The organism is Pseudomonas sp. GW821-FHT07F01, from assembly GCF_059418825.1.
Genome location: NZ_JBWKQO010000001.1, coordinates 658295 through 681715 on the forward strand (window position 1 = coordinate 658295; position 23421 = coordinate 681715).

A 23421-nucleotide genomic window follows, 5' to 3' on the forward strand; every position below is an offset into this window, starting at 1 on the left:
TGCGCAGGCACTGCCCGTTGCAGGAGCTGGCTTGCCAGCGAAGGCGCTGGCAGGGGCGGCGCAGGGCTCAAGGGCCCTTTCGCCGGCAAGCCGGCTCCTACGGGGTGGTGGGCGGCGCCGATTGCGCAGGCACTGCCCGTTGTAGGAGCTGGCTTGCCAGCGAAGACGCTGGCGGGGGCGGCGCAGGGCTCGGGGGCCCTTTCGCCGGCAAGCCGGCTCCTACATGGGGCGGAGCGTTCGGCGGGGGTGAACGCGGGTATCAAAAATTCGAAATTCTCTATACGCCATGCCTTAGGCACTCTTCCCTCAATCACAACAATAAAAAGGTGAAGTCCATGTTCAAGCTCTCAAGAGCGCTGTTCTGTGCCGCCGCATTGCTTGCTGCCGGGGTGGCCCAGGCCGCCGAATCCACCGGCAACCCGATCATCATCAAGTTCGCCCACGTGGTGGCCGAGAACACCCCCAAGGGCCAGGGCGCGCTGCTGTTCAAGAAGCTCGCCGAGGAGCGCCTGCCGGGGCGGGTCAAGGTCGAGGTCTACCCCAACTCGTCGCTGTTCGGCGATGGCAAGGAAATGGAGGCGCTGCTGCTGGGGGATGTGCAGATGCTGGCGCCGTCCCTGGCCAAATTCGAGCAGTACACGAAAAAGATCCAGATCTACGACCTGCCGTTCCTGTTCGACGACCTGGCGGCGGTGGACCGCTTCCAGGCCGCCGAAGGCAAGCAGTTGCTGACCTCGATGCAGGGCAAGGGCATTCTCGGCCTGGCCTACTGGCACAACGGCCTGAAGCAGTTGTCGGCCAACAAGCCCCTGCACGAACCCAAGGACGCCCGTGGCCTGAAGTTTCGCGTGCAGGCCTCCAGCGTGCTCGAAGAGCAGTTCAAGGCGATGCGCGCCAACCCGCGCAAGATGAGTTTCGCCGAGGTCTACCAGGGCCTGCAGACTGGCACCGTCAACGGCACCGAGAACACCTGGTCGAACTATGAAAGCCAGAAGGTCAATGAGGTGCAGAAGTACTTCACCGAGTCCAACCACGGCCTGATCGACTACATGGTGATCACCAACGCGAGCTTCTGGAACGGCCTGCCGGCGGACGTGCGCGGCGAGCTGGAAGCCATCATGGCCGAGGTCTCGCTGGAGGTGAACAAACAGGCCGAGGCCCTGAACCAGAGCGCCCGGCAGAAGATCGTCGAGGCCAGGACCAGCGAAATCATCGAACTGACCCCCGACCAGCGCCAGGCCTGGCGCGACACCATGCGCCCGGTGTGGAGCAAGTTCGAGGACGAGATCGGCGCCGACCTGATCAAGGCCGCCGACGCTGCCAACCAGCGCCACTGATACGCCCTCCCGGCCGTCCGCGGCGGACGGCCACTGCCCGTTTCGCGAGGTATCTCTATGCAGTCCCTGAGACGTATCTGGGAGCACCTGGAGGAGGGCCTGATTGCCCTGCTGCTGGCGACCATGACCCTGGTGACCTTCGTCTACGTGATGCTCAACAACATCTACACCCTGTTCTTCGCCCTGGCCGACAAATGGGCCGCCAGCAGCGCCTTCTTCAACGCTCTGGGCGACGCCACCATGGGCCTGGCCCAGGACATGACCTGGAGCGTGGCCCTGACCAAGGCGATGTTCGGCTGGCTGATCTTCTTCGGCATCTCCTATGGCGTGCGCACCGCCGGGCACCTGGGGGTGGACGCCCTGGTGCGCCTGACCCCGCGCCCGGTGCAGCGCTACCTGGCGCTGCTCGCCTGCCTGTGCTGCCTGGTGTACGCCGGGCTGTTCATGGTCGCCAGCTTCAAGTGGCTGAGCGCGATCATGGCCGCCCATATCGGCGCCGAAGACCTGGACCGCTTCGGCATCCGGGTCAGCCATATCGTGGTGATAGTGCCCATCGGCTTCGCCCTGGTGCTGATCCGCTACCTGGAAATCTTCTACCGCATCTTCACCCGACGGCAGTTCGGCCTGGGCCTGGCCGACGAGGCGGGCGAGGCCAGCAAGCTGGCGGGCAGCCATGAGGAGCGTCACTGATGGCCGTGCTCTGTCTGTTTCTGCTGCTGTTCGTGTTCATGTTCCTCGGCGTGCCCATCGCCATTGCCCTGGGCCTGTCGGGGGCGGTGTCGATCCTGATGTTCAGCCAGGACTCCCTGAGCTCCCTGGCGATCAAGCTGTTCGAGACCTCCGACGCCTACACCTTCCTGGCGATTCCGTTCTTCCTCTTGTCCGGGGCCTTCATGACCACCGGCGGCGTGGCCCAGCGCCTGATCGACTTCGCCAACGCCTGCGTCGGCCACATCCGTGGCGGCCTGGCAATTGCCGCGGTGCTGGCCTGCATGCTGTTCGCCGCGCTGTCCGGTTCCTCGCCGGCCACCGTGGCGGCGGTAGGCTCGATTGCCGTGGCGGGCATGGTGCGCTCCGGCTATCCCAAGGAGTTCGGCGCCGGGATCATCTGCAACGCCGGGACCCTGGGCATCCTGATTCCGCCGTCGATCGTCATGGTGGTGTACTCGGCGGCCACCGAGACTTCGGTGGGCAAGCTGTTCATGGCCGGCGTGGTGCCCGGCTTGCTGCTGGGCCTGCTGCTGATGGTGGCGATCTACATCGTGGCCCGGGTGAAAAAGCTGCCGGCCCAGCCACGGGCCACCTTTGGCCAGTGGCTGAGTGCTGCGCGCCGGGCGTTCTGGGGCCTGTTGTTGCTGGTGATCATCCTTGGCGGCATCTACAGCGGCATGTTCACGCCCACTGAGGCGGCGGCGGTGGCGGCGGTGTACTCGGCCTTCGTCGCCCTGTTCGTGTACCGCGACATGAAGCTGCGGGACTGCCCCAAGGTGCTGCTGGAGTCGGGCCGGCTGTCGATCATGCTGATGTTCATCATCGCCAACGCCATGCTCTTCGCCCATGTGCTGACCACCGAACAGATCCCCCAGGAAATCACCGCCTGGGTGATTTCCGAAGGCCTGACGCCGATCGGTTTCCTGCTGATGGTCAACGTGGTGCTGCTGGTGGCGGGCAGCTTCATGGAGCCCTCGGCGATCGTGCTGATCCTGGCGCCGATCTTCTTCCCGATTGCCATGAAACTGGGGATCGACCCGATTCACCTGGGCATCGTCATGGTGGTCAACATGGAGATCGGCCTGGTGCACCCGCCGGTGGGCCTGAACCTGTTCGTGACCTCGGCGGTGACCGGCCTGACCCTGGGCCAGACCATCCGCGCGGCGATGCCGTGGCTGATGATCCTGCTGCTGTTCCTGATCCTGGTGACCTACGTGCCGCTGATCTCCCTGGCCTTGCCCAACTGGCTGGGCATGTAGCGCCCCCATCGCTGGCAAGCCAGCTCCTACAGGCGCGCATAACCCCGTAGGAGCCGGCTTGCCGGCGAACCGCGCAGCGGCCAGTCCGCACCGGGTCAAGTGCGCGGTGTTCAGGCCGTCGGCACGCGCCACAGGTACCAGGCAGCAGTGGTGCGCCAGGGGCTCCAGGCCTGGCCGATCTGGCGCAGCTGCCGGGGGCTGGGCTGTTTCTCCAGGTCTTTCAGGCGGCGATAACCTTCGCGTACGCCAAAGTCGTCCACGGGCAGTATGTCCTCGCGCTCAAGGCTGTAGATCAGCAGCATCTCCACGGTCCAGCGGCCAATGCCAGGCAGCTGGATCAGGCGCTCTATCAACTGTTCGTCATCCAGGCCACGGGCGCTGGCGGCATCGGGGACGCGGCCGTCCAGGGTGGCCTGGGCGATGCCCTGCAGGGTCGCTACCTTGCGTGCGGAAAAGCCGCAGCCGCGCAGGCTCTCCAGGCTGGCAGCGGCCAGTTGCCCGGGCGTAGGGAAGTCCTGCCCGGGAAACAAAGCGCGCAGGCGGCCGAGTATCGCGTCGCCCGCGCGGGCATGCAGTTGCTGGTAGGCCACCGCGCGCACCAGCGCCTGGTAAGGCTCGCGCTCCGGGCGGGGCTGGTGCAGGCAGGGGCCGACGGCGGCGATCAGCGCGGCCCAGTCGGCATCCAGTGCGGCAAGAAAACGAGTGGCAGGGCAGGTGGGCATTGGCGATCCGGAACAAGTGGCGGGGCGAGCGGCAGATTAGCCTGCCGCCCCAAGGCTTGCACCCTGTCTCTTGCGCTGGAACTCGCGGCCCGGGCCTTGCACCCGGGCGCAGGGTTTTCAGTCCTTGGCCGCCGATAGGTAGAGCCGCTCCAGCACGTAGTGCAACGAGGCCGCCAGGGTTTGGCCATGGCTGAGTTTTTCAAAACTGTGGTAGTCCAGGGCCAACCCCGGCACCTGGGCCAGTTGCGCCTGCAACTGGCGGGCGCGCTGGTCGGCCTCGGGCCCTGCTGGCTGGCGCGGGTTGCCCGGCTCGGCGCCGCCACGCATCAGCAGCAATTGCGCATGATGGCCCTGCAGGCGCTCGGCCAGGCCCTGGGCCTGGGGCAGGATCAGGCCGTCGCCCCACCACAGCGAAGGGCTCGCGGCGGCGTAGTGTCGAAACGCCTGGGGCTGGCTGAACAGCGCCTGCAGCACCAGCAGGCCGCCATAGGAGTGGCCCCACAGGGTCTGTTGCGCGGTATCTATCGGTGCCTGGGCCGTCACGGCCGGGCGCATGCGTTCGCGCAGCAGTTGCAGGAAGGCTTGCGCGCCGCCGCTGGGTTGCCCGGTCAGCGGGTCTTGCTGCTGCGCCTGGCCCGGTTGCTGCGGGGTGTAGTCATAGGTGCGGGCGTTGCGCTCGATACGCAGCGGGGTCTGGTAACCCACTGCCACCAGCAGCGGCGCCTGGCCCTGGTCCAGGCGCTTGAGCTGCTCGGGGTCGAGGGCGCCGATGGCGGCGTTGCCATCGAGCATCCACAGCACCGGGTAGCCCTGTGGCGGCGGCGCCTGCAACGGCTTGCCGATCCACAGTTGGTAGTGCCGCTGGCCGTCGGCGGAATCCAGTTGCAGGCTAGTGAAGCGGTAGGGCAGGTCCTGGCGTTGCAGCAGGCTGCGGTCCATGGGCTGGTCCGGGGCGGGGGCGGCCAGGGCCGCTCCAGCAAGGCCCCAGGCCAGGGCCAGGGGCAGGAAAAAAGTTCTCATCAGGCGTTCTCGGCAGGCTCTTGGTGATGGCTCTTGGTAATGGCTCAGAACGAAGCGGTCAGGCTGGTGTACAGGGTGCGCCCGGGTTCGTTGTAGGTGGCGGCGCCGGCCCCGGCAATATTGTTCACGCCCTGGGCATTGCCTTCACGGAACAGGCGTTTGTCGAACAGGTTGTCGACCCCGGCGGTAACGCTCAGGTGGCGGGTCAGGGCGTAGGTGCCGCTGACCCCGGCAATGGCGTATGGCGCCAGTTGCTGGGTGGCGCTGCCGGTGACTCGGTCGCCGTGGTAGTCGTACTTCTTCGGCGTCTGCTGGCCGTACCAGGCCACGGTCGCCTGCAGCGACAGGTCCTGGGTGGCCTGCCAGTCGAGCATCGAGTTGAGGGTGTAGCGCGGGGTCACCGAGAGGTAGTCGCCGGTTTCCTTGTTCTTCGATTGCAGCATGTAGGTGAAGTTGTTGTTCCAGGTCAGCTGGCTGGCCAACGGAATGGTCAGGGTGCCTTCCAGGCCTTCCACCAGGGCCTTGGGCACGTTTTCCCACTGGTAGATCGCCGAGTTGCGGTAAGCGCCGCTGCCGCCGCTGGCATGGCTCACCGGGGCCAGGCCGGATTCCACCTTGTTCTTGTAGTCGTTGCGGAAGTAGGTCAGGCCGGCCACCCAGCCGTCGGCCTTGTATTCCAGGCCCAGTTCCTTGTTGACGCTGGTTTCCGCCTTGAGCTTGTCGTTGCCCTGCAGGTAGCAGCTGGTGCTCTGGCCGTAGCAACCCTGGCCGCGGCTGTAGAGCAGGTAGTCGGAGTTCAGCTGGTACAGGTTCGGCGCTTTGTAGGCGCGGGCGATGCCGGCCTTGAGGGTCAGGGTGTCGCTCAGGGCGTGGGACAGGTTGAGCGATGGGCTCCAGTTGTCGCCGACGATGCTGTGGTGGTCCAAACGCAGGCCCGGGGTGAGCATGGTGCCCGGCTGCAGTTCGATGTTGTCTTCAGCGAACAGCGAGAAGATCTGCGCGCTGGACTGGGTGCTGCGGTTGCTGCTACTCAGGCCGCCCACGGCGCCGCCTTCGCTGGTGCTCTGGGTGTTGGCGCTGGGGTCGTCGAGCTTTTGCTGGGACCATTCGCTGCCCAGGGTCAGGGTCTGCTCGAAGCCGGCGCGCAGGGGCAGGTTGACCTCGCCATGGGCGGTCAGGTCGCGCAGCACCGCGGTGTAGAACTCGCTGTTGCTGAAGATGCCTTCGGTACCGCCGGCCAGGCCTTCGTTGATCCGCGTGTTGCGGGTCTTTTCGTATTGCAGGTAGGCCATGGAACTGCCGAAGTCCCATTCGCCACGATGGGTCACCGAATAGGTCTCGCGGTAGCTGCGGTTGGTCTCGTGGCCTAGCAGGTTTTTCACCGTGCTGTTGCTGTTGGTGTTCTGGGTATCGCCGGTGTAGATGTTGCCCTGGCGGCTGAAGCCGGCTTCGAAGTCCAGGCTCTGGTCCGGGGTCAGGTGCCAGCTCAAGAGGCCGTTGAGGTCCTTGTTGCGTACCCCTTCGCGGCCGGCGGGCAGGGTGCCGACCTGGTTGCCGGTGCGCAGGGATTCATGGCCGGCGTTGATGTCGGCGTCGTCGGAATCGGTCTTGGCCACGTTGCCGTAGACCCGGTAGCTCAAGCTGTCGGTCAGCGGGCCGTTGAGGCCGAAGCTCATGCGTTGGGTGGCGCCTTCGTCCTTGTGGGTCGGGAACGAGCTGTAGATCGTGGCATTGCCGTGGGTCTGGATGCCGGCCTGCTTGGTGATGATGTTGATCACCCCGCCAGCGGCGCCGTTGCCGTAGCGGGCCGCCGCCGGGCCGCGGATCACTTCGATGCGTTCGACCTGGTCGGCCGGCACCCAGTTGGTGTCGCCGCGGCTGTCACGCTCGCCGCGCCAGCCGTAGCGCACCGAGTTGCGGCTGCCCACCGGCTTGCCGTCCACCAGGATCAGGGTGTTTTCCGGGCCCATGCCACGGATGTCGATCTGCCGGTTGTTGCCGCGCTGGCCGCTGGTGGAGTTACCGGTGAGGTTGACCCCGGGCATGGTGCGGATGATCTGCGACAGGTCGTTGGCCGGCGGGCGCTTCTGGATGTCCTCGGCGGTGATCACCGAGACCCCCGGTGCCTGCTTGGTTTCTTCCTTGGCGGTGGCGATGACGCTCTGGGGTTCCAGCTCCAGGACCGGCTGGGTCGAGCCTTCGTTGGCGGCCTGCACGGCCTGGCTGAGCAGGCAGCAACCGGACAGCAGGAAGGGGGCGAAAGGACGCATCGAGCGCATGGACATCGGTGATCTCCGGGACAGAGGCAGAAACAGAAGATCACGAATGATAATGACTACTATTTGCGAGTAAAGCGCATTAACTTTCTAAACACTTCCAGGTCGGGGCGAGGTTCTGTCAGGGGACCGGCCGCGCTTGTGCCGGGCCTAGGCGGCGGGCAGCAGCAGGTGCATGCACAGCCCGGGGTGGCCGTTGCTGGCCCAGATCCGCCCCTGGTGCAGCTCCACGGCGCGCCGGGCGATGGCCAGGCCCAGGCCGAAGCCGTCGCCCTGGGCCGAGTCCAGGCGCTGGTAGGGCTGGAAGATGCGTTGCAGGTCCTGTTCGGCAACCCCTGGTCCCTGGTCTTCCAGGCACAGGTGCCAATAGGCGCCTTCGCGCCAGCCGCGCAGGCTCACCCGGCCGTCGGCGGGGGAATAGCGGATGGCATTGCGCAGCAGGTTCTCCAGGGCCTGGGCGATGCTGTCCAGGTGCACCTGGACCCGGCACTCGGCGTCCAGCAGGCAGGGCAGGCGCTCGGCGTCCCAGGCGCTTTCGAAGCAGGCGTCCTGGCGCAGGGCTTCCCAGATCGACAGCACCTGCACTGCTTCGGTGGGCAGCTGCGGGCGCTCGGTGTCGAGCCAGGCCAGGTCCAGGGTGTCTTCCAGCAGGCGCTGCATGTCGGCGATTTCCCGGTCCAGGCGCTGGCGCAACTGCTCCGGCGGCAACCGGCTGTCATGGGCGATGCGCAACCGCGCCAGGGGCGTGCGCAGCTCGTGGGACAGCGTGCGCAGCAGCAGGCGCTGCTGGGCCAGGCTCTGGCGCAGGCGCTCGGCCATGTGCTCGAAGGCCAGGGCCAGTTCTCCCAGTTCGTCGTGGCGGTTCACCAGGGGCGTGCCCAGCCCCTGGCTTTCCAGGTCGTCGGCGCGCAAGGCATCGGCGCGGTCGCGCAGGCGGTTCAACGGCAGCACCAGGTGGCGGTAGAGCAACAGGCCGAGCAGGGCGGCCAGCAGGGTCGGCACCACGCCATGGCTGAGCACGTGGGTCCAGGGCGTCAGGCCGCTGGGCAGCAGGCGCTCGGGCAGTTGCAGCACCAGCCGGCCTTGCTCCGGGTGCTCGGGGAATTCGATGCTGACGTAGGGCAACTCGTCCTGCAGGCGCCGGCTCATGGGCCAGTCGAGCTTGCGCATGAAGGTCAGGTGGCTGGCTTCCTCAGCGGTCAGCGGCGTGCTGCCCAGGCTCTGCAGGCGATCGCCGATCACCGCGACCCAGGTGTCTTCCCGGGTTGCCAGTTGTCGCTGGAACTCATCGACCGCAGCCACGCCGCCCTGGCGCCAGGCGTGCTCGGCCTGCTGGGCGTAGCTGGCCAGGTACTGGCGGTCGGCGGGGTCGAGAAAATAGGTGCTGCGCTCGGCCGACAGGCCCCAGGTCCAGATGATCCAGGTCAGCAGCAGGCAGAAGCCGATCTGCAACAGCGCCAGTTTCCACAGCAGGGGGTGACGGCGCATCAGTGGCGTTCCGCTTCCACCAGGATGTAGCCCGCGCCGCGCACCGCCTGGATCTGCAGGTGCTGCACCCCAAGGTCGGCGAGTTTGCGCCGCAGGTTGCACACGTGTACATCCAGGCCGCGATCGAGCCTCGTGTAGATGCGGTGCAGCACGTGCTGATAGAGAAACGGCTTGCTCAGGGTTTCCCCGGGGTGCTCGCGCAGGGTCACCAGCAGCCGGTATTCCGAGCCGGTGAGGCCCGCTGCGCGGCCCTGGTGCAGTACGTCCTGGGCCTGGTCGTCGAAGCTGAGGATCGGGTCCTGGCGCGTGGCCTGCAGCTGTTGTACCCGGGCCATGCGCCGCAGCAGGGCGTCGGCGCGGGCGTCCAGTTCGGCCAGGCTGAAGGGCTTGGGCAGGTAGTCGTCGGCGCCTCGGGTAAAGCCGGTGATGCGGTCCTGCTCGGCGCCCAGGGCCGACATCAGCATCACCGGCGTGCCCTGTTCCTGGCGCAGGGTTTCCAGCAGGGCCAGGCCGTCCATGCCCGGCAGCATGATGTCCAGCAACACCAGGTCGAAGTGGCCGGCGCGCACTGCGGCCAGCCCCTGGCGGCCGTCGGTGCAGGTGGTGACGGTAAAGCCGCGCTGGCGGAAATGCAGGTCCAGGTCGTCGCGCAGTCGGGCGTCGTCTTCCACGAGAAGCAGGTTGGGGGTCATGGGGCAGAGCACTTGAATGGGGATATTTAATGAGAACGTTTTACATTTGCGAATATTGCAGCAATGCCCTTGGCTATGCAATTGCCATGATGGGCGGGCATGACCGGGATCAATCGAACAAGAAGTTGAATATTCAACAAAGTGTTGATATTTTTCCTGGCCGTTCACCTTGGTAGTCACCCATGAACCGATCTTGCGCTTCCCTGCTTGCCGAACGTCAGCTGGTGCTGCAGGTGCTGCACAGCACTTTGCAGATGCTGGGCAGCGTGGTCGGCCGGCACGTGGAGATTGTCCTGCATGACCTTGACCGTCCCGAGTGCTCGATCGTCGCCATCGCCAATGGTCATGTCACCGGGCGCCGGGTAGGCGACCCGGTGCTGGTCGGGCCGCGCCAGGACCTGGGTTTTGCCGCGGTGCGACGTGCCCTGCAAGACCGCTCCGCGGCGACCCCGCTGGTGCTGGAGAACTACTCGACCCTGGCCCCCGACGGCCGCGAGCTGCGCAGTTCCACGGTGATCTTTCGCGACAGCAGCGGGCAGCCCTTCGCCAGCCTGTGCAGCAACAGCGACCTGAGTGGTATCGCCGCCGCTCATGCCTGCCTCGGGCAGTTGCTGGGCCTGGGCAGCGCGCCTGCGCCGCGCCGCGACGAAGCCCCCGACATGGAACAGTTGCTGGCCCAGATCATCCAGGGCGCCTGCCCGGGAAACGGGGCGCGCATGAGCAAGCAACACAAGCTCGACGCCGTGCGCCAGATGCAGGAGCGCGGGGTGTTCATCGTCAAGGGCGGGATCGAAAAGGCCGCCGCGGCCCTGGGGGTGACCCGCTACACCATCTACAACTACCTGGAACAGATCCGCGCCCAAGGCGCCGAGGAATGACCGCGATGCAGCTCGATATCTTTCAAGTGGATGCCTTTACCTCCCACGTCTTCGGTGGCAACCCGGCGGCGGTGTGCCCCCTGGATGCCTGGTTGCCGGACGAGGTCCTGCAGCGCATCGCCCTGGAGAACAACCTGTCGGAAACCGCCTATTTCGTGCCCCGGGGCGAAGTCTTCGAACTGCGCTGGTTCACCCCCACGGTGGAGGTCGACCTGTGCGGGCACGCCACCCTGGCGGCGGCCTGGGTGCTGTTCGAGCAGTTGGGCGAGCGCCGCGACGTGCTGCGCTTTGCCACCCGCAGCGGCGAGTTGCGGGTGAGCCGCGAGGGCGGCCTGCTGTCCATGGATTTTCCCGCCAAGCAGCCCGAAGCCGTGGCGATTCCTCCGGCCCTGCTGCAAGCCCTGGGGTTGCCGGCGGCCGAGGCCCTGTATCGCACCGACGATTACCTGCTGGTGGTGGACGACGAATCTCTGGTGGAGGCGCTCAAGCCCGATTTCGCCGCACTGGCCGCCTTCGATGTGCGCGGCATCGCCGTGACGGCGCCGTCCCGGGCATTCGATTTCGTCTCGCGCTGGTTCGGCCCGCGGGTCGGGGTCAATGAAGACCCGGTCACCGGTTCCGCCCATACCTCCCTGGCGCCTTACTGGGCCGCGCGCCTGGGCAAGCGTCAGTTGCGGGCGCAGCAGGGCGGGGCGCGCAAGGGCCAGTTGCAGTGCCAGGTGCTGGACAACGGGCGGGTGATCATCAGCGGCTACGGCGCCTTGTACCTCAAGGGCCGTATTTTCCTCTGAACCGGCTGTGGCGCCGCTCTGCCATGCAGGCCTGGTGCCTGCAGGCGGATTTGTCTCGGCGGTGCCGGCGGGAGTAGAGTCGCGTTTTTTTCGCCTGCTCAGGATGCTCCAGACCATGCAACGGACGCGCACCTTGCCCCGCCTTTCCACCTCACCGCTGTTGGCCTTGCTCCTGGGCTTGAGTGCCGGCGCTGCCCAGGCAGCGAGCCTCAGCCAGAGCCTGCTGGAGTGCCAGCCGAGTTTTTTCAAGGCCCTGTATCAGCAGCGCGCCGAGCTCGGGCAGGTGGTGAAACTGGCGGAGAATCAGCGCCAGGGCATCGCCTGGATTCCGGTGGCGGAGCGCCGCGACAGCGCCACCGCGCTGATGGCGTTTTCCCGGCCGCTGCTGGATCAGGGCCTGCCCCTGACCGCCTACTACGACCGCCAGTTCGACCTGGGCGAGCAGGGCACCTTTCACTTCTGGGGCTTTGAAATCGATGCCAGCCGCGAGGCCGTCATGGCCGCGCTGCCCCAGGCCGGTTGGCAGGAGACTGGCGAATACTTCGTCTCCCGGCCGCAGATCAAACTCAACGCCGCGGCCCCCTGGCAGGACAACCCGGCCGCCGCTTCGGGCATCGCCCCGGCGCCGGGCTCCGCGGAAAAGGTCCTCATGCTCAGCCAGGAAGACGGCAAGACCCGTTTGCTCTGCTCGCTGCAGGGCACTGTCGATCAGCCATTGCTGGAGCAGGAGCGGCCGGACCTGGCCCAGGGAGCGGGCCGATGAACAAGCTGTCGAGCTTGAGCGCGGCGCTTTTGCTCGCCGGTTGCGCGCATTCGGGTACCCCCGGGGAGGCCCCGGCGCCGCAGCGTCCGGACGGCATGTTCAAGGTGCTGGAAAGCCCGGAACTGGCCACCTACTTTGCCGCCAACTCGCTGGCCCTCTACCAGAACAACCCGAACCTGCGGCAGTTCTATCTGGTCAACAACTACGCCAAGCCTGCTGCGCTGGGCGGTGGCAAGCCGCCGATCTACAGCTCCCGCGCGACCCGGGTGATCAACTGCGAGAAGGATGAGTCGGCGCAGTTCGGCCGGGTGTACTTCTCCGAGCCCTTCGCCCAGGGCGTGGAGGTCATGCGCAAGGACGATCTTGCGCAATGGGCCGCCTTTCCCCGTCAATCGTTGATCGGGGAGCTGCGCAACATGGCCTGCGCGGTCGATCCGACCCGGCTCAAGCTGGCTCCGGCACCGAGTCGGTGAGCGGTGTCAGCCGGGCCTGTTGATCAGCCCGGCCAGGCCATGATCAGCATGGGCGGTGGCCTGCCTGATTGAAGCGCGCGCCGCACGCCACCCAGGCGGCATTCTGTCCAACTGTTGAGCACCAAGGAAGTTTCGATGCTGGAAAGCAACCGCACCATCACCCTCTCTGGCGAGCAGGCGCTGCAGGCCCTGGCGGAGCTGGAGTTCGTCTTGATCTCGTTGCACAAGATGGGCGCCTACTACATGGATAAACCCGTGGCTGACTACCAGCGCGCCACCACCGATTTCATCGATAACCAGCAGGTCACCCAGCGCCTGGCCCAGGTGCGCAGGATTCTCAGCGAACCCTTCGACCGTACCCTGGGGGAGGACGACATGGACGACATCGAGCGCCATGTGGAGGGGCTCGAACTGTGGCGGCCCGAGTAGCAGGGCGAGGGCTGCCCGCCGATTTATCAAGGAACCTGCCATGTCCAGAATAAGCATCGCCGCCGCGACTCCCAGCACTGACCTGGCGCTGGTCAAGTTTCTCCATCAACGCCTGGGCCTGTCCCTGAGCGTTGCCCAGGGCTATCTGCGCCGTGGCGCCGAGGGCTTCTTCTACAGCGCCAAGCTGTTTCAAAACGACCATGTGGAACGTGAGCAGGAACTGCGCGACATCCTCGCCTTCTGCAACAACGCCCAGGTGCCGCTGCTGATTGTCGAAAGCGACCCCGATGAGGAGTGGAACGGCGTTGCGCCCGAAGCGCTGGAGGACTGCGCGATGCCCCAGGAGCACTTGTTCAATCTGCTCCAGGCCTATGAAGAGGATTATCAATAAGGCCCGAGAGCGGGCCTGTAGCGCCCAACCGAATGCGAGGTTTTCCTAAAGTTCTGGGCGCCGGGGTCGAGACGTTGGTGCTGTCCGTCCCTCAATAAGGATATTTCGTGTTCAGAACCCTCCTCAGGGCCACCGCCCTTGTCGCCACCCTGGCGCTGACCGGCTGTGTGTCCTACAACGTCACCGGCCCCTTGGGCGCACCGCTGCATCCCGCGCCTGCCAGCAGCCCGCGCACCGCGCAAATCGCCGATGTGCAGGTTTCCGCCGCCGGTATCGACGAAGCCACCCGCACCGCCATCAGCCGCTCCCTGACCGCCCAGCTGACGCCCTACGTCAAGAGCGCCGGCTACTTCCAGCAACTCAGCGAGTTTCCTACCCGCCTGGGGGAAAACGACGTGGTGCTGAAGTTCAACATGACCTCCCTCAAGGGCCATCGCGGGCCGCACCCGGGCTATGTGCCGGGGGCCCTGCTGACCCTGACGCTGTGGATCTGGGTCAATGGCCCGATCTACGTCGACAGCTTCGACCTGGCCGGTGATCTGTCGATCGTTGATCGCGACGGCAAGGAACTGGCCAGCGCCAGGGAGCAGCTCAAGTTCGAGCGCAATGTCGGTCTCTATGGGCGCGAATACTGGGCCCCGACCCAGGGCGCCAAGCAGCTCAACGAGCTGGTTGGCACATTGCTCGACAACGCCACCGCCCGGTTGGCGCACTAGGATCAAGGAGCGTCACATGTTCGGTTCCATCAAGCACGTACTGGTGCTGGCCGCGGTACTGCTGAGCGGCTGCGTGTCCTATTCGCAACACGAACTGGCACCGGTCACGGCCTGGCCACCCACCGCCCAGGCGGAGCAACACAAACCCACGGCCTTCGTGCGCACCACCGCGATGAACCAGGTCAATGGCGGCCCGGCCAATGCTGCCGCCGGCGCCCCGGCCGCCGCCTGGGAAGCGGCGGTGGCCGATACCTACCGCCAGTCCGGGCGCTTTGCCCGGGTCAGCACCGACAAGGTCGAGTCGGACCTGTACGCCGAAGCCACTCTGTACAACAACGAACAGTTCAGCATGGCCTCGGCCATCATCACCGGCGCCACCTTCTTCATCATCCCGTCCACGGCGAAAAACACCTTCACCCTGGAGACGGTGTTCAAGGACAAGGACGGCAAGGAATTGGGGCGGATTCGCAAGAGCGAGTCGGTGCGTACCTGGATGCAACTGCTGCTGATCGTCGCCATTCCTTTCCAGGCGGATACCCGCGATGTGGTCCAGCAACTGGCCCGCAGCACCCTGGATGAAGCGGTGCAACGCCAGTTGCTGTAACCCCCGCGCAGCACCTGATGGCAGGCATGAAAACGCCGCTGGCCCGGGTAGGGCCAGCGGCGTTTCTCATGGGCCGGGCCAGCAGCGGAACCAATATTCTCATGCCACTGCACTGGCCAGAGCCCGGCGTAGTTGATCTTGTAGTAATTGATTATTTTTGTGTTTATTAAGTAAAAGTTGATTGTCGCCTAACTATAAGTTCGCTATCGAATAGGTTTTTTCAAGTAGTGGCTGGATTTAAATTTGATTTGTGCTAGCGAGTGAGGGCAGGTCGGAGTGTTGAAGTAAAGTTGATCTCATGTGGAAAAGGCTTTAGAGGTAAGTCTTAATATTTATATATCGAGATGCTGGCTGAATGCCGCTTGCTGACTATAGTGGTGTTGTGACTAGGCAAGATGTCCACGTTGCCTCTAACTAATGTGTCTACGGCGCGAAGGTCAGTATAAGGGTCAGGAGTGATCCAGGGAGTTAGTTATGATGCGTCTCAAATGGTTAAGCCTGATTGCCTTGGGAGTAGGAGTTGCTGGTTGTTCCGGACCCGGGTCGGTCATGGAGCCTTATGAGTCGGCATTGCAACTGGATAGCACCAATGCAAAAAACTTCCATTCCAGCCTGTATTTTCCATCCGGAACCGCCTTGCATTACCCAGGGTATGTCGTGGCCATTGAAAAAAGCCCACAGGCCATCGTCGGCGGCCCCAAGGCTTATCCCCAGGTCAGCTTCGTACGGAGCGGCCAATACATCAGCGCGGAAGAACCAAGCCGCTGGGGAACACCAAGTCAGATCAGGAGATTTCAGGAAAGTGACTCTAAGGCGATGTTCATTTCGCACATCATAAAAAACTCGATAGCCAAGGACACCGCCGGGGCAAGTGATCCTTATCTTTCAAAGAATCATTGCTTTGTATATAACGCTTACGCGGCAAAGCAATTATCACTCGTCAAAAAGAACTATGATCTGGCGAAAATAAGTGACTGGCATGCCTGCTCAATATCCACCAACCTAGACAAGGTGGATGCCCATGCCTATCAGTTTTACGATTATGGAAAGTATGCGCTGCTATCGCTGGAAAATAATTTGACCCAGGACCTTCGGCAAGGTAGTTACACCCATGTTCTGGTGATTGTCATGGGCTGGAACACTGCCCAACAAGAAGCAATACGAAATTTCAATGACTTGACTGGTAACTTGATGGCCGCTTCCTTGGAAGCGGCCAAGGGACAGCAAGAAAGTCCGATCGACAGGACGCTGGCAATCAAACCGCTGGTCGATGATCAGGTGACTGGTCACTTCCGCCCCTTGGTCATTGGCGTGACCTGGCCGTCTTATTGGTCCAACTCCTTCGGCAACGTATTCAGCTATTCAAATAAGGCCAATGATGCGGACGAAGTAGGCTTGTCCTGGCTGAACAAGATGCTCAACGAAACCATTCCGCGCAGCCTGGCGGCCTCTGGCAGCAAGGCCAGGGTTGTTGCGCTAGGCCACAGTTTCGGGGCGCGCGCCATGACTCGCGCGGTGTTCAGTTCACCGGCCCTGGTGCCTCTTGGCAGTCAGTTCCCCGATCAGCCGATGGTCACCAGCCCGGTTGATCTGGCCGTTGGCTTGCAAGGGGCGATGAGCATCAACCGTTTTGCCCCGGACCTCGGACGTGAAGGCGCTCCCTATCGGGACTACGGGCATCTTCAAAAGACCAAGGTGGTGCTGACTGCAGCCACCAACGATTCGGCGACCGGCGCCCCCTTTATCGTCTGGACCGATCCTGCCGGATCGATCGGCTCATACCACAAGGCCTGCGATACGACCGACCCCCAGTACCAGCGCATATTCGAGTGCATGACGGCTTCTGACACATCCGCAGTTCCAGGAGGTCGGTTCGAAGTCTGCAAGCACGGTCAGCAAGGCTGCGCCGAGCCGTTCAAGAGCACCGGCCCGGACAGAAAAGTGGCCTATATCGACGCTTCTAACGGCATTACCGAATTCAACTCGCCGGGATCCGGAGGAGGGGCCCACAGCGATATCTACCGCCTACCGATGGGCCGTTTGCTGTGGAAACTGATTGAGGAATATGCGCCTACCCAATGATCTGAGGGCCTTACTACTACCGCACCCAGCTTTGCAGGCATGGCGCACACCATGCCTGCTTAAAACGGGAATGGACCTTTGATCAGACTTTCACGGCCAGGAGTAGTGAAGCGGCTCGTGAAGCGCAGAAGGTTGCATCATCGCGCCAAGTCACCATGAGCTGGCCTAGAGTTAAATCGGTGATGGCCGGCAATGAGTACCAATGACCATTCAAGTGAAGTTGGATGTCCTGTCGTGGAATGGTCAGGCAGGGGGGATCGCAAATGATGTATCGACACTCTTGATCGTTTTGGGTCCCATCGGCAAAGCTTGTTCGCCCTGTCAACGCCGCGGTGTCTTTTTTATAGCGAGCCAGAAAGCACAGGAGCATCCAATGTTTGTAAGGCGAGATCAGCCCTGAGGTAGCCTCAATGCACTCCTTATGGTGCGAGGCAATCTTCGTTTGTGCATAGGGGAATGGGCTGTAGTAGTAGAACACGTACACCAGACCATGGACGGCTGCGTAATTTTTCAGCGCTTCGTTCATCGTCAGGTCTTGGGAATGACCTCCTCCCTGGTTGCGGCAGGGTATGGTGAATTCGCTTGAGAAGTATCGCGTCCATTGGTCAGCCGCTTCTGTTCGGTAGTAGAAGTCCTCGTCGGGCTCATGATCGCAAGTTGGCAAGCCGGACAGATATTCCTCCAATGTCGGAGGGGCGGCGGGTGCGGGAATGTCCTGCGGCTGCGGCTGCGCTGGTGCATTCCGGCTGAAAAGTCTCTTGATGCATTTGAACATGGGCATTATCCGTCCTTGGCTGGCAGACTTCCCCGAGCGGGAAATCTGCCTTTTTTTGCCCCTTAGGGCCCCCGCGGTGCTTCTGCTGGCGTCAGCCTCAGCGCTGCGCCGTCCAATAGGCATGCAGCGCCCGCGCCGCCGGTTCGATGGCCGCTACCTGCTGGCGATGCTGCTCCAGATCCAGGTCGGCCGGCAGTTCGAAGTTGTCCTGTTCGGCACAGTCGATGATCGTCTGCAACAGGCCGGTCTGTGGTGCCGGCATCTGCGGCCAGTTGCCCACGGCCACGCCACGCAGGTAGCCAAAGCACCATTCTTCGGCCAGCAGCAGGTCCTGGCCCTGGTGTTCGGTGGTTTCGAAACGTGCATGGAAACCCTGGGCATCACTGGCCAGTTGTTCGGCCAGGGTGTTGATGTGGCGCACGCACAGGTCGATGAACTGCCGGCACTCTTGCGGGGTTTCCCAATTGGGGTTCTCGCCGCCCCAGATCGCCGGGAACCATTCGGCGATATCCACCTGGGTCGGGCCCGACACCAGCGCGGTGAAATAACCGTCCAGCTCGCAGGGGTTGAGTACCGAGTGGTCGTGGCCGTACTTGAGCAGGGTGTCTTCGAGGGTTTCGAAGTCGGCGGCGTTCAATGGGGTGTTTTGCATGAGAGAAGTCCTGGAAAAAGCAGCAGCAAGTTTCCGGGTTCAGGCCCCGGGCTGCAAGCCTTGAACGGTATGGGCGGCGCTTGAGTGCGCAGCCCTCAGGTGCCGCGCAACAGGTCCTGGGAGTCCAGCAGGCGGTAGGCGATTTCCGGGCGCTGCTCCATGGCCCGGCGGATGGCGGCCGGGATCGATTGCCGGGTCTTGCGGCACAGGCCGGGCAACTCGCCCAGGGAAATGGCGATGCCGCGCATGCTGCGGACCACATTGTCACTGGGGCTGATCTGGACGCGGATGCCCAGTTGTTCGTACATCCGCCGCTGCATGTGTTCCAGGTCCGCCAGGTCCTTGAGGTTTTCCAGGCGTTCGAGCAGGCGCTTTTCCTCCTGGCGCGTGAGATTGAGGATGCGCAGGTCGGCTCCGGGGGTGTCCAGCAACTGCTCGCGCTCGCAAATGCAGGCGCCGGGCGGACAGGGTTGGCGGATCGCGGGGCTGGGGTTCATGGTGATCCATCATAGCGATCCCGTAGCCGCTGTCAGAGAAAATTCTGTGCCCGGCCAGCCCCAACGAGATGGCGTGGTGGCGGGGCTTTGTGTAGGAGCTGGCTTGCCAGCGAAGGCGTCTTCGGGGGCGCGGCAGGTCTTGAGGGCCTCTTCGCCGGCAAGCCGGCTCCTACGAGATGGCGTGGTGGTGGGGTTTTGTGTAGGCGCTGGCTTGCCAGCGAAGGCGTCTTCGGGTGCGTCGCAGGGCTTGAGGGCCTCTTCGCCGGCAAGCCGGCTCCTACGAGGTGGGGTAGTGGCGGGGCTTTGTGTAGGAGCTGGCTTGCCAGCGAAGGGGGCTTCGGGTGCGTCGCAGGTCTTGAGGCCTACCGAGCCAGGGGGTTGCCGGGGTCGCCTTCGGCGAGCATCTGGCTCAGTAACTGCCGTTCCTGTTCGCCGGGAAGCACGCCGCGGGTTTCGCCTTCGAGCACGATCACGCCATCTTCGTTGCTCAGGGTGATGACCGCCGTAGCCCGCCCCCGGGCATCCACCTCGGTGATCAGCCAGCGGCAGGTCACGGTATCCCCCGCATAGACCGGGCGGCGGAACTGGAAGCTCATCGCCGAGGCCAGCCAGCCGATCTGCCCGCCGATCTCGGTCACCAGGCTGGCGGTCAGCAGGCCATGGGCCACCGGTTCGCGAAACCCTCGGGCCTCGGCGAAGGGCGGGTGGTAGTGCACCGGGTTGTAGTCCCGGGAAATCTCGGCAAAGCGCTGGATGTCCTGGGGAGTGAAGCGTCGCGACAGGCTGAAGCTGTCACCGCTTTGCAGCCCGCGAGCCGCTCGTTGTCTGAAGCTATGCATGGGTCTTCCTCAAGCCAGGAGTTGTTCCGCCAGCAACACTAGCGCAATCAGGACCATCAACCCGCCCGACAGGCGACTGACCCACAGCGCCGCCACCGGCCGCGCTTGTAGAACAGTGCGCGAGCCGAAGCCCACCAACAGGTAGATCACCGCGCAACTGAAGGCATGCAGCAGCCCCAGGGCGAGGATCTGCAGCGACACCGGCCAGGCGGCCGCGGGGCTGGTGAACTGTGGCAGCAGGGCCAGGAACAGCAGGAAGACCTTGGGATTGAGGCCGCTGACACACAGGCCCTTGAACGACCAGCGTGCCCAGGAAGCATCGGCCTGGCCTGCGCCGGCCTGGGGCGTGGACGGGTGGCGCAGCAGGCCGACGCCCAGCCACAGCAAGTAGCCGGCACCGGCCACGGTCAGGCCCGCAAGGGCCAGGGGGTAACGCGCCACCAGCCCGCCGACCCCGGCGGCCACCACCAGGGTCGCCAGCAGGTGCCCGCTCAGCAGCCCGGATACCGCGGGAATCACCACCCGGCCGTTGAGCCCGGCAGAGATGGCATAGGCCCAGTCGGCGCCGGGGGTGATCACGAACAGCAGCGACACTGCCCAGAACGCGGCCAACATGCTCGGTTCCATGCTGGCTTACCTCGGCTGGCTGCAGGTAGCGTGGGCGGGGCAGGCGGTCGCGCTAGGCAGCGCAGGGTGCGGCTTGGCAAGGGGGTAGGGCATGGGGCTTTCTCACGGGCATCAGGGGCTCGACCGCCGCACAGCTGCGGTGAACAGGGGCTTCAAGGTGTGAAGAAAGAATAGTGAAGATCGAGGGGGATTTTTTCTCTAATATTCCAACTGCAAACCTTCGAATGGGGAGAATTATTCAAATGGATCGGATTGATCAGAAGATTCTTGCCGAGCTGCAAGCCGACGGCCGCCTTTCGGTCACCGACCTGGCCGAGCGGGTCGGTCTCAGCCTGTCCCCTTGCCATCGCCGGGTACGGGCGCTGGAGCAGTCCGGGGTGATCCTGGGCTATCGCGCACAACTGGCGCCCAGCGCCCTGGGGCTGAATTTCTCGGCCATGGTGTTTGTCACCCTGCGCGAGGGCGATCACCAGGCCGTGGCGGCCTTCGAAACTGCCTTGCAGGGCATTGTCCAGATCGTCGAGGCGCAGCGGCTGTTTGGCGAACCCGATTACCTGCTGCAGGTGATCACCCGCGACCTGCCGGCGTTCCAGCGGTTGTATGACGAACGCCTGTCGACCTTGCCCAACGTCCAGCGCCTGACCTCGACCCTGGTGATGAAGCAGGTGATCCAGGACCGCACTCTGCCATTGTGATCGGGATCAAGGCTCGAAGGCCCCGCAGGTTCTAAGGTGCAGGCTCCTTCATCCAGGTTCCGGGAGCCGCCATGGCCAAGCCCTTTCCCCTGCGCCCCAAACACCCCGAGCGGATCTGCTGGGGCTGCGACCGCTACTGCGCGGCCAATGCCCTGGCCTGCGGCAATGGTTCCGATCGCACCATGCACCCGGCGGAAATGCTCGGGGAGGACTGGTACCTGGACGGCGACTGGGGCATCGAGATGCCCGTCGACAGCGAGCCGGCCCCACAGCGGCAGTCGCGAGGGCCGGCCGCTGTTTAAATATTACCCGGGTATTATTGATTGTCTTATTAATACCCGGGTAATATGCAGCCTCGTTTCCTTGAGGCCATAACCATGTCCGACCCACTTACCCAACCCGTCACTGCGTTTCAGGCCCAGCAGGTGCTGGCGGCCGGCCCGTTGCTGGAGGTCGCGCTGGCGGTCAAGCGTGCCAGCGAAGAGGCGGCGCCGCAGCCGTTGCTGGTGTTCGACGATGCCAGCGGCCGGGTCATCGACCTCGACCTGCGGGGCACCCCGGACGAAGTGCGCCAGCGCCTGGCCGCCACGCCGGCGCCGGGCAACGGGCGCTATCGCCCGCGCCAGCCTGCTGCTGCGCCGGTCGAGGGCGAAGAGGCTGCGCCCCGGGGGCGGGGGCGACCCAAGCTGGGGGTCATCGCTCGGGAAGTGACCCTGTTGCCGCGCCAGTGGGACTGGCTGGCCGAGCAGCCCGGTGGCGCCTCGGCGGTGCTGCGCCGGCTGGTGGACGAAGCCCGGCGCCATGGCGCCGAACCGCAGCGCCAGCGGGCCGCGCAAGAGGCGGCCTACCAGTTCATGCTGGCCATGGGCGGCGATCTTCCCGGTTATGAAGAAGCCACCCGGGCGCTGTTCGCCGCGGACCTGGCGCGCCTGCAACAGTGCATCGAGGACTGGCCGCAGGACATCCGTGCCTATGCCTTGCGCCTGGCCGGGGCGTAATCGCCGGGGCTGGCTTGTGTCCCGGGGCCCAGGCGTTTTATGTTCCTTGCCGGTCAACAACGACGCCTTGCCGATTCTGGAGTGCCTATGAACCTCGCCACCCTGGCGCTATTTCTCCCGGCCTGTTTCGCCCTGAACATGGCCCCCGGGCCGAACAACCTGCTGTCGGTGCGCAATGCCAGCACCTACGGTTTTCGCACCTCGTGCCTGGCGGGCATCGGCCGCCTGGCAGCGTTCGCCCTGATGATCGCCCTGGCCGCCGCCGGCCTGGCGGTGGTGCTGCAAGCCTCGGAGCTGTTGTTCTACGGGATCAAGATTCTCGGCGCGGGCTACCTGCTGTACCTGGCCTATCAGCTGTGGACCGCGGACCCCCAGGTGCAGAGTGCGGAGCGCAGCCGGGTGTCCGGGCTGCTGGCCCTCAGCCGGCAGGAATTTCTGGTAGCCATCGGCAATCCCAAGGCGATCCTGATCTTCACCGCGTTTCTGCCGCAGTTCGTCGAGCCCGGGGCGCCAGTGGGTTCGCAGTTCCTGGTGCTGGGGCTGTTGTTCCTGCTGCTGGAGTGGATCGCCATCAGCGCTTATGCGCTGATGGGCCTGCACATGCGCCGCTGGTTCAGCGAGCCTGCGGGCAAGCGCCTGTTCAATCGTTGCTGCGCGGCGTTGCTGTCGGCGGCGGCCTCGGTGCTGTTGCTGGCCCGGCGCGCCTGAAGCCTGGAGCAAGCCTCTCCCCGCAACGGGGAGAGGCCATGGCCATCAGTGGATGGAGAAGTACGGGTCCCAGGAGCAGTAGGCGATCACCTTGTTGTTGCTGTCCAGGATCATGAAGGCCCAGGTGTAGGTAATGCGCGAGCCGACCCGGGTGGCGTTGGCCTGCCAGTAGTAGTTCTGCACGCTTTGCGCGATGGGCTGCCCGGCCGGGTTGTCCTTGTCGATGATGGGCAGCGGCGTGCTGTCCAGGACCACCGGCGTGACGTCGGTCAGATAGGGCGGATTGCCGGCACTCGGTACCGGGTTGGTCTGGGTGTACTGGTACAGCAGCACCGCGTTGTACATGCCCTTGGACAGGCTGGTGGCGCGCCAGCGGACAATGTCCCCCTGACGCAGGTTGACCGCCAGTTCGGAGCCGCCGTCCGGCCCGTCGGTGTTGTCGCGGCGGGCCACCATGTAGACCACCTGGTCGGACAGGCGCTGGCCGTTGCTGTAGTAGTTGTAGAGCTGGGTGGGGGTGGCGCTGTGCTGGCTCAAGGTCAGCGTGTTGCCGCCGTCGAAGGTCTTGCCGTTGCTTTCCAGAATGGTGTCCACGTCAATGGTGACAAGGATATCCACGATGTTTTCGTTCATGTCCGGCTCCCTGTTGTCGCGCTATGGGCCTGGCGATCCAGGCCCGGGTGTCATCGGCTGTGCAGCGTGCGGCCACCGAGCATCCGGGCGCGGCGCAACAGCTGTCGGGCACCGGGCGAAATGCACTTCCATGAGGTCGCCAGTGGAATCTAGAAGCTCAAGACTGTTAGTCAAATGGGCCGGTCAAAAAAGCGCCGTGAGGGCGTCCTGGCCGCTTCGGGCTACAAGCCTGTAGCACCCGTGCCAAGACCCAGGTGCTGATCGGCCCCGGGCACGATGCGCAATCGGGCGACCCCGGATCGCCAAGCGACAGGCCCCGGGATAGGCCGCGACGGTTTATCATGCTGCGCTGCCGCCCGTTGCCC

General features: G+C 64.4%; 27 protein-coding genes. 16 read left to right on the forward strand and 11 right to left on the reverse strand.

Annotated elements, in window-relative coordinates; genetic code table 11:
* Positions 1–335 precede the first annotated feature (335 nt).
* Genes AC07R1_RS03090 through dctM form a run of 3 tightly spaced genes read left to right on the forward strand, consistent with a single transcriptional unit; the run spans position 336 to position 3307 of the window.
* Positions 336–1337, forward strand: coding sequence for a TRAP transporter substrate-binding protein (locus AC07R1_RS03090; RefSeq protein WP_495110096.1), 1002 nt, complete (start codon positions 336–338; stop codon positions 1335–1337).
* A gap of 57 nt (positions 1338–1394) precedes the next feature.
* Complete coding sequence (locus tag AC07R1_RS03095) at positions 1395–2027, forward strand: TRAP transporter small permease (protein ID WP_145713868.1); 633 nt, start codon at positions 1395–1397, stop codon at positions 2025–2027.
* Positions 2027–3307 carry a C4-dicarboxylate TRAP transporter large permease protein DctM gene (dctM, locus tag AC07R1_RS03100; RefSeq protein WP_011060956.1) on the forward strand — a complete coding sequence of 427 codons (1281 nt, stop codon included), beginning with the start codon at positions 2027–2029 and terminating at the stop codon, positions 3305–3307. Before AC07R1_RS03095 ends, dctM begins: the two co-directional genes overlap by 1 nt.
* A 110-nt stretch (positions 3308–3417) precedes the next feature.
* Here dctM and AC07R1_RS03105 read toward each other — a convergent pair whose 3' ends face one another.
* The 5 genes from AC07R1_RS03105 to AC07R1_RS03125 form a co-directional block, all read right to left on the reverse strand.
* On the reverse strand, positions 3418–4029 hold the full coding sequence (locus AC07R1_RS03105; protein WP_011060957.1) for a DNA-3-methyladenine glycosylase family protein: 612 nt from the start codon (positions 4027–4029) through the stop codon (positions 3418–3420).
* A 117-nt stretch (positions 4030–4146) separates the two neighbouring features.
* Positions 4147–5049, reverse strand: a complete 903-nt coding sequence (locus tag AC07R1_RS03110; protein WP_495110097.1) for an alpha/beta hydrolase — start codon at positions 5047–5049, stop codon at positions 4147–4149.
* A 44-nt stretch (positions 5050–5093) separates the two neighbouring features.
* Entirely contained in the window at positions 5094–7328 is a 2235-nt protein-coding gene (locus AC07R1_RS03115) for a TonB-dependent siderophore receptor (protein WP_375538518.1), read from the reverse strand.
* Positions 7329–7475: 147 nt separating this feature from the next.
* Positions 7476–8813 carry a HAMP domain-containing sensor histidine kinase gene (locus AC07R1_RS03120; RefSeq protein WP_495110098.1) on the reverse strand — a complete coding sequence of 446 codons (1338 nt, stop codon included), beginning with the start codon at positions 8811–8813 and terminating at the stop codon, positions 7476–7478.
* A complete protein-coding gene (locus tag AC07R1_RS03125; RefSeq protein ID WP_210456787.1) occupies positions 8813–9505 on the reverse strand; it encodes a response regulator transcription factor in 693 nt (230 codons plus the stop codon). Before AC07R1_RS03125 ends, AC07R1_RS03120 begins: the two co-directional genes overlap by 1 nt.
* Positions 9506–9687: 182 nt before the next feature.
* On the opposite strand from AC07R1_RS03125, the gene AC07R1_RS03130 reads away from it, so the two are divergent.
* From AC07R1_RS03130 to AC07R1_RS03170, 9 genes are all read left to right on the forward strand, one after another.
* Positions 9688–10383 (forward strand): helix-turn-helix transcriptional regulator, encoded by a 696-nt coding sequence (locus AC07R1_RS03130; protein WP_495110099.1) that lies wholly within the window; start codon positions 9688–9690, stop codon positions 10381–10383.
* Positions 10384–10388: 5 nt separating this feature from the next.
* Entirely contained in the window at positions 10389–11174 is a 786-nt protein-coding gene (locus AC07R1_RS03135) for a PhzF family phenazine biosynthesis protein (protein ID WP_492576027.1), read from the forward strand.
* A 115-nt stretch (positions 11175–11289) separates the two neighbouring features.
* Entirely contained in the window at positions 11290–11937 is a 648-nt protein-coding gene (locus AC07R1_RS03140) for a hypothetical protein (RefSeq protein ID WP_495110100.1), read from the forward strand.
* Positions 11934–12410 (forward strand): surface-adhesin E family protein, encoded by a 477-nt coding sequence (locus AC07R1_RS03145; protein WP_011060965.1) that lies wholly within the window; start codon positions 11934–11936, stop codon positions 12408–12410. Before AC07R1_RS03140 ends, AC07R1_RS03145 begins: the two co-directional genes overlap by 4 nt.
* Positions 12411–12545: 135 nt before the next feature.
* The gene (locus AC07R1_RS03150) at positions 12546–12839 is read left to right on the forward strand and encodes a hypothetical protein (protein ID WP_011060967.1); all 294 of its coding nucleotides are present in this window, start codon (positions 12546–12548) and stop codon (positions 12837–12839) included.
* 40 nt (positions 12840–12879) lie between these two features.
* Entirely contained in the window at positions 12880–13230 is a 351-nt protein-coding gene (locus tag AC07R1_RS03155; RefSeq protein ID WP_495110101.1) for a hypothetical protein, read from the forward strand.
* 107 nt (positions 13231–13337) lie between these two features.
* Entirely contained in the window at positions 13338–13946 is a 609-nt protein-coding gene (locus AC07R1_RS03160) for a hypothetical protein (RefSeq protein ID WP_019093795.1), read from the forward strand.
* Positions 13947–13962: 16 nt separating this feature from the next.
* Positions 13963–14550 (forward strand): hypothetical protein, encoded by a 588-nt coding sequence (locus AC07R1_RS03165; RefSeq protein ID WP_053158049.1) that lies wholly within the window; start codon positions 13963–13965, stop codon positions 14548–14550.
* A 474-nt stretch (positions 14551–15024) separates the two neighbouring features.
* Entirely contained in the window at positions 15025–16632 is a 1608-nt protein-coding gene (locus AC07R1_RS03170) for an alpha/beta hydrolase (protein ID WP_495110102.1), read from the forward strand.
* A gap of 82 nt (positions 16633–16714) precedes the next feature.
* Here the strand turns inward: AC07R1_RS03170 and AC07R1_RS03175 are convergent, their stop codons facing one another.
* The 5 genes from AC07R1_RS03175 to AC07R1_RS03195 all read right to left on the reverse strand — a co-directional run bounded on the left by AC07R1_RS03175 (position 16715) and on the right by AC07R1_RS03195 (position 20022).
* Complete coding sequence (locus AC07R1_RS03175; protein ID WP_495110103.1) at positions 16715–17407, reverse strand: hypothetical protein; 693 nt, start codon at positions 17405–17407, stop codon at positions 16715–16717.
* A gap of 97 nt (positions 17408–17504) precedes the next feature.
* Complete coding sequence (locus AC07R1_RS03180; RefSeq protein WP_495110104.1) at positions 17505–18059, reverse strand: UPF0149 family protein; 555 nt, start codon at positions 18057–18059, stop codon at positions 17505–17507.
* 95 nt (positions 18060–18154) lie between these two features.
* Positions 18155–18556 (reverse strand): hypothetical protein, encoded by a 402-nt coding sequence (locus tag AC07R1_RS03185; protein WP_015635375.1) that lies wholly within the window; start codon positions 18554–18556, stop codon positions 18155–18157.
* A 362-nt stretch (positions 18557–18918) separates the two neighbouring features.
* Positions 18919–19395: a MaoC family dehydratase gene (locus AC07R1_RS03190; protein ID WP_495110105.1), complete on the reverse strand. Its 477-nt coding sequence runs from the start codon at positions 19393–19395 to the stop codon at positions 18919–18921.
* A gap of 9 nt (positions 19396–19404) precedes the next feature.
* Positions 19405–20022: a LysE family translocator gene (locus AC07R1_RS03195; RefSeq protein WP_011060975.1), complete on the reverse strand. Its 618-nt coding sequence runs from the start codon at positions 20020–20022 to the stop codon at positions 19405–19407.
* A gap of 242 nt (positions 20023–20264) precedes the next feature.
* Here AC07R1_RS03195 and AC07R1_RS03200 point away from each other — a divergent pair, with 242 nt between their 5' ends.
* From AC07R1_RS03200 to AC07R1_RS03215, 4 genes are all read left to right on the forward strand, one after another.
* The gene (locus tag AC07R1_RS03200) at positions 20265–20717 is read left to right on the forward strand and encodes an Lrp/AsnC family transcriptional regulator (protein ID WP_011060976.1); all 453 of its coding nucleotides are present in this window, start codon (positions 20265–20267) and stop codon (positions 20715–20717) included.
* Positions 20718–20788: 71 nt separating this feature from the next.
* On the forward strand, positions 20789–21019 hold the full coding sequence (locus AC07R1_RS03205; protein ID WP_015635378.1) for a DUF3079 domain-containing protein: 231 nt from the start codon (positions 20789–20791) through the stop codon (positions 21017–21019).
* Between the two features lie 45 nt (positions 21020–21064).
* A complete protein-coding gene (locus AC07R1_RS03210; protein ID WP_123397408.1) occupies positions 21065–21715 on the forward strand; it encodes a DUF2239 family protein in 651 nt (216 codons plus the stop codon).
* 87 nt (positions 21716–21802) lie between these two features.
* Complete coding sequence (locus AC07R1_RS03215) at positions 21803–22423, forward strand: LysE family translocator (protein ID WP_011060979.1); 621 nt, start codon at positions 21803–21805, stop codon at positions 22421–22423.
* A gap of 45 nt (positions 22424–22468) precedes the next feature.
* Here AC07R1_RS03215 and AC07R1_RS03220 read toward each other — a convergent pair whose 3' ends face one another.
* Complete coding sequence (locus AC07R1_RS03220; RefSeq protein WP_065363866.1) at positions 22469–23056, reverse strand: AidA/PixA family protein; 588 nt, start codon at positions 23054–23056, stop codon at positions 22469–22471.
* Positions 23057–23421: the final 365 nt, after the last annotated feature.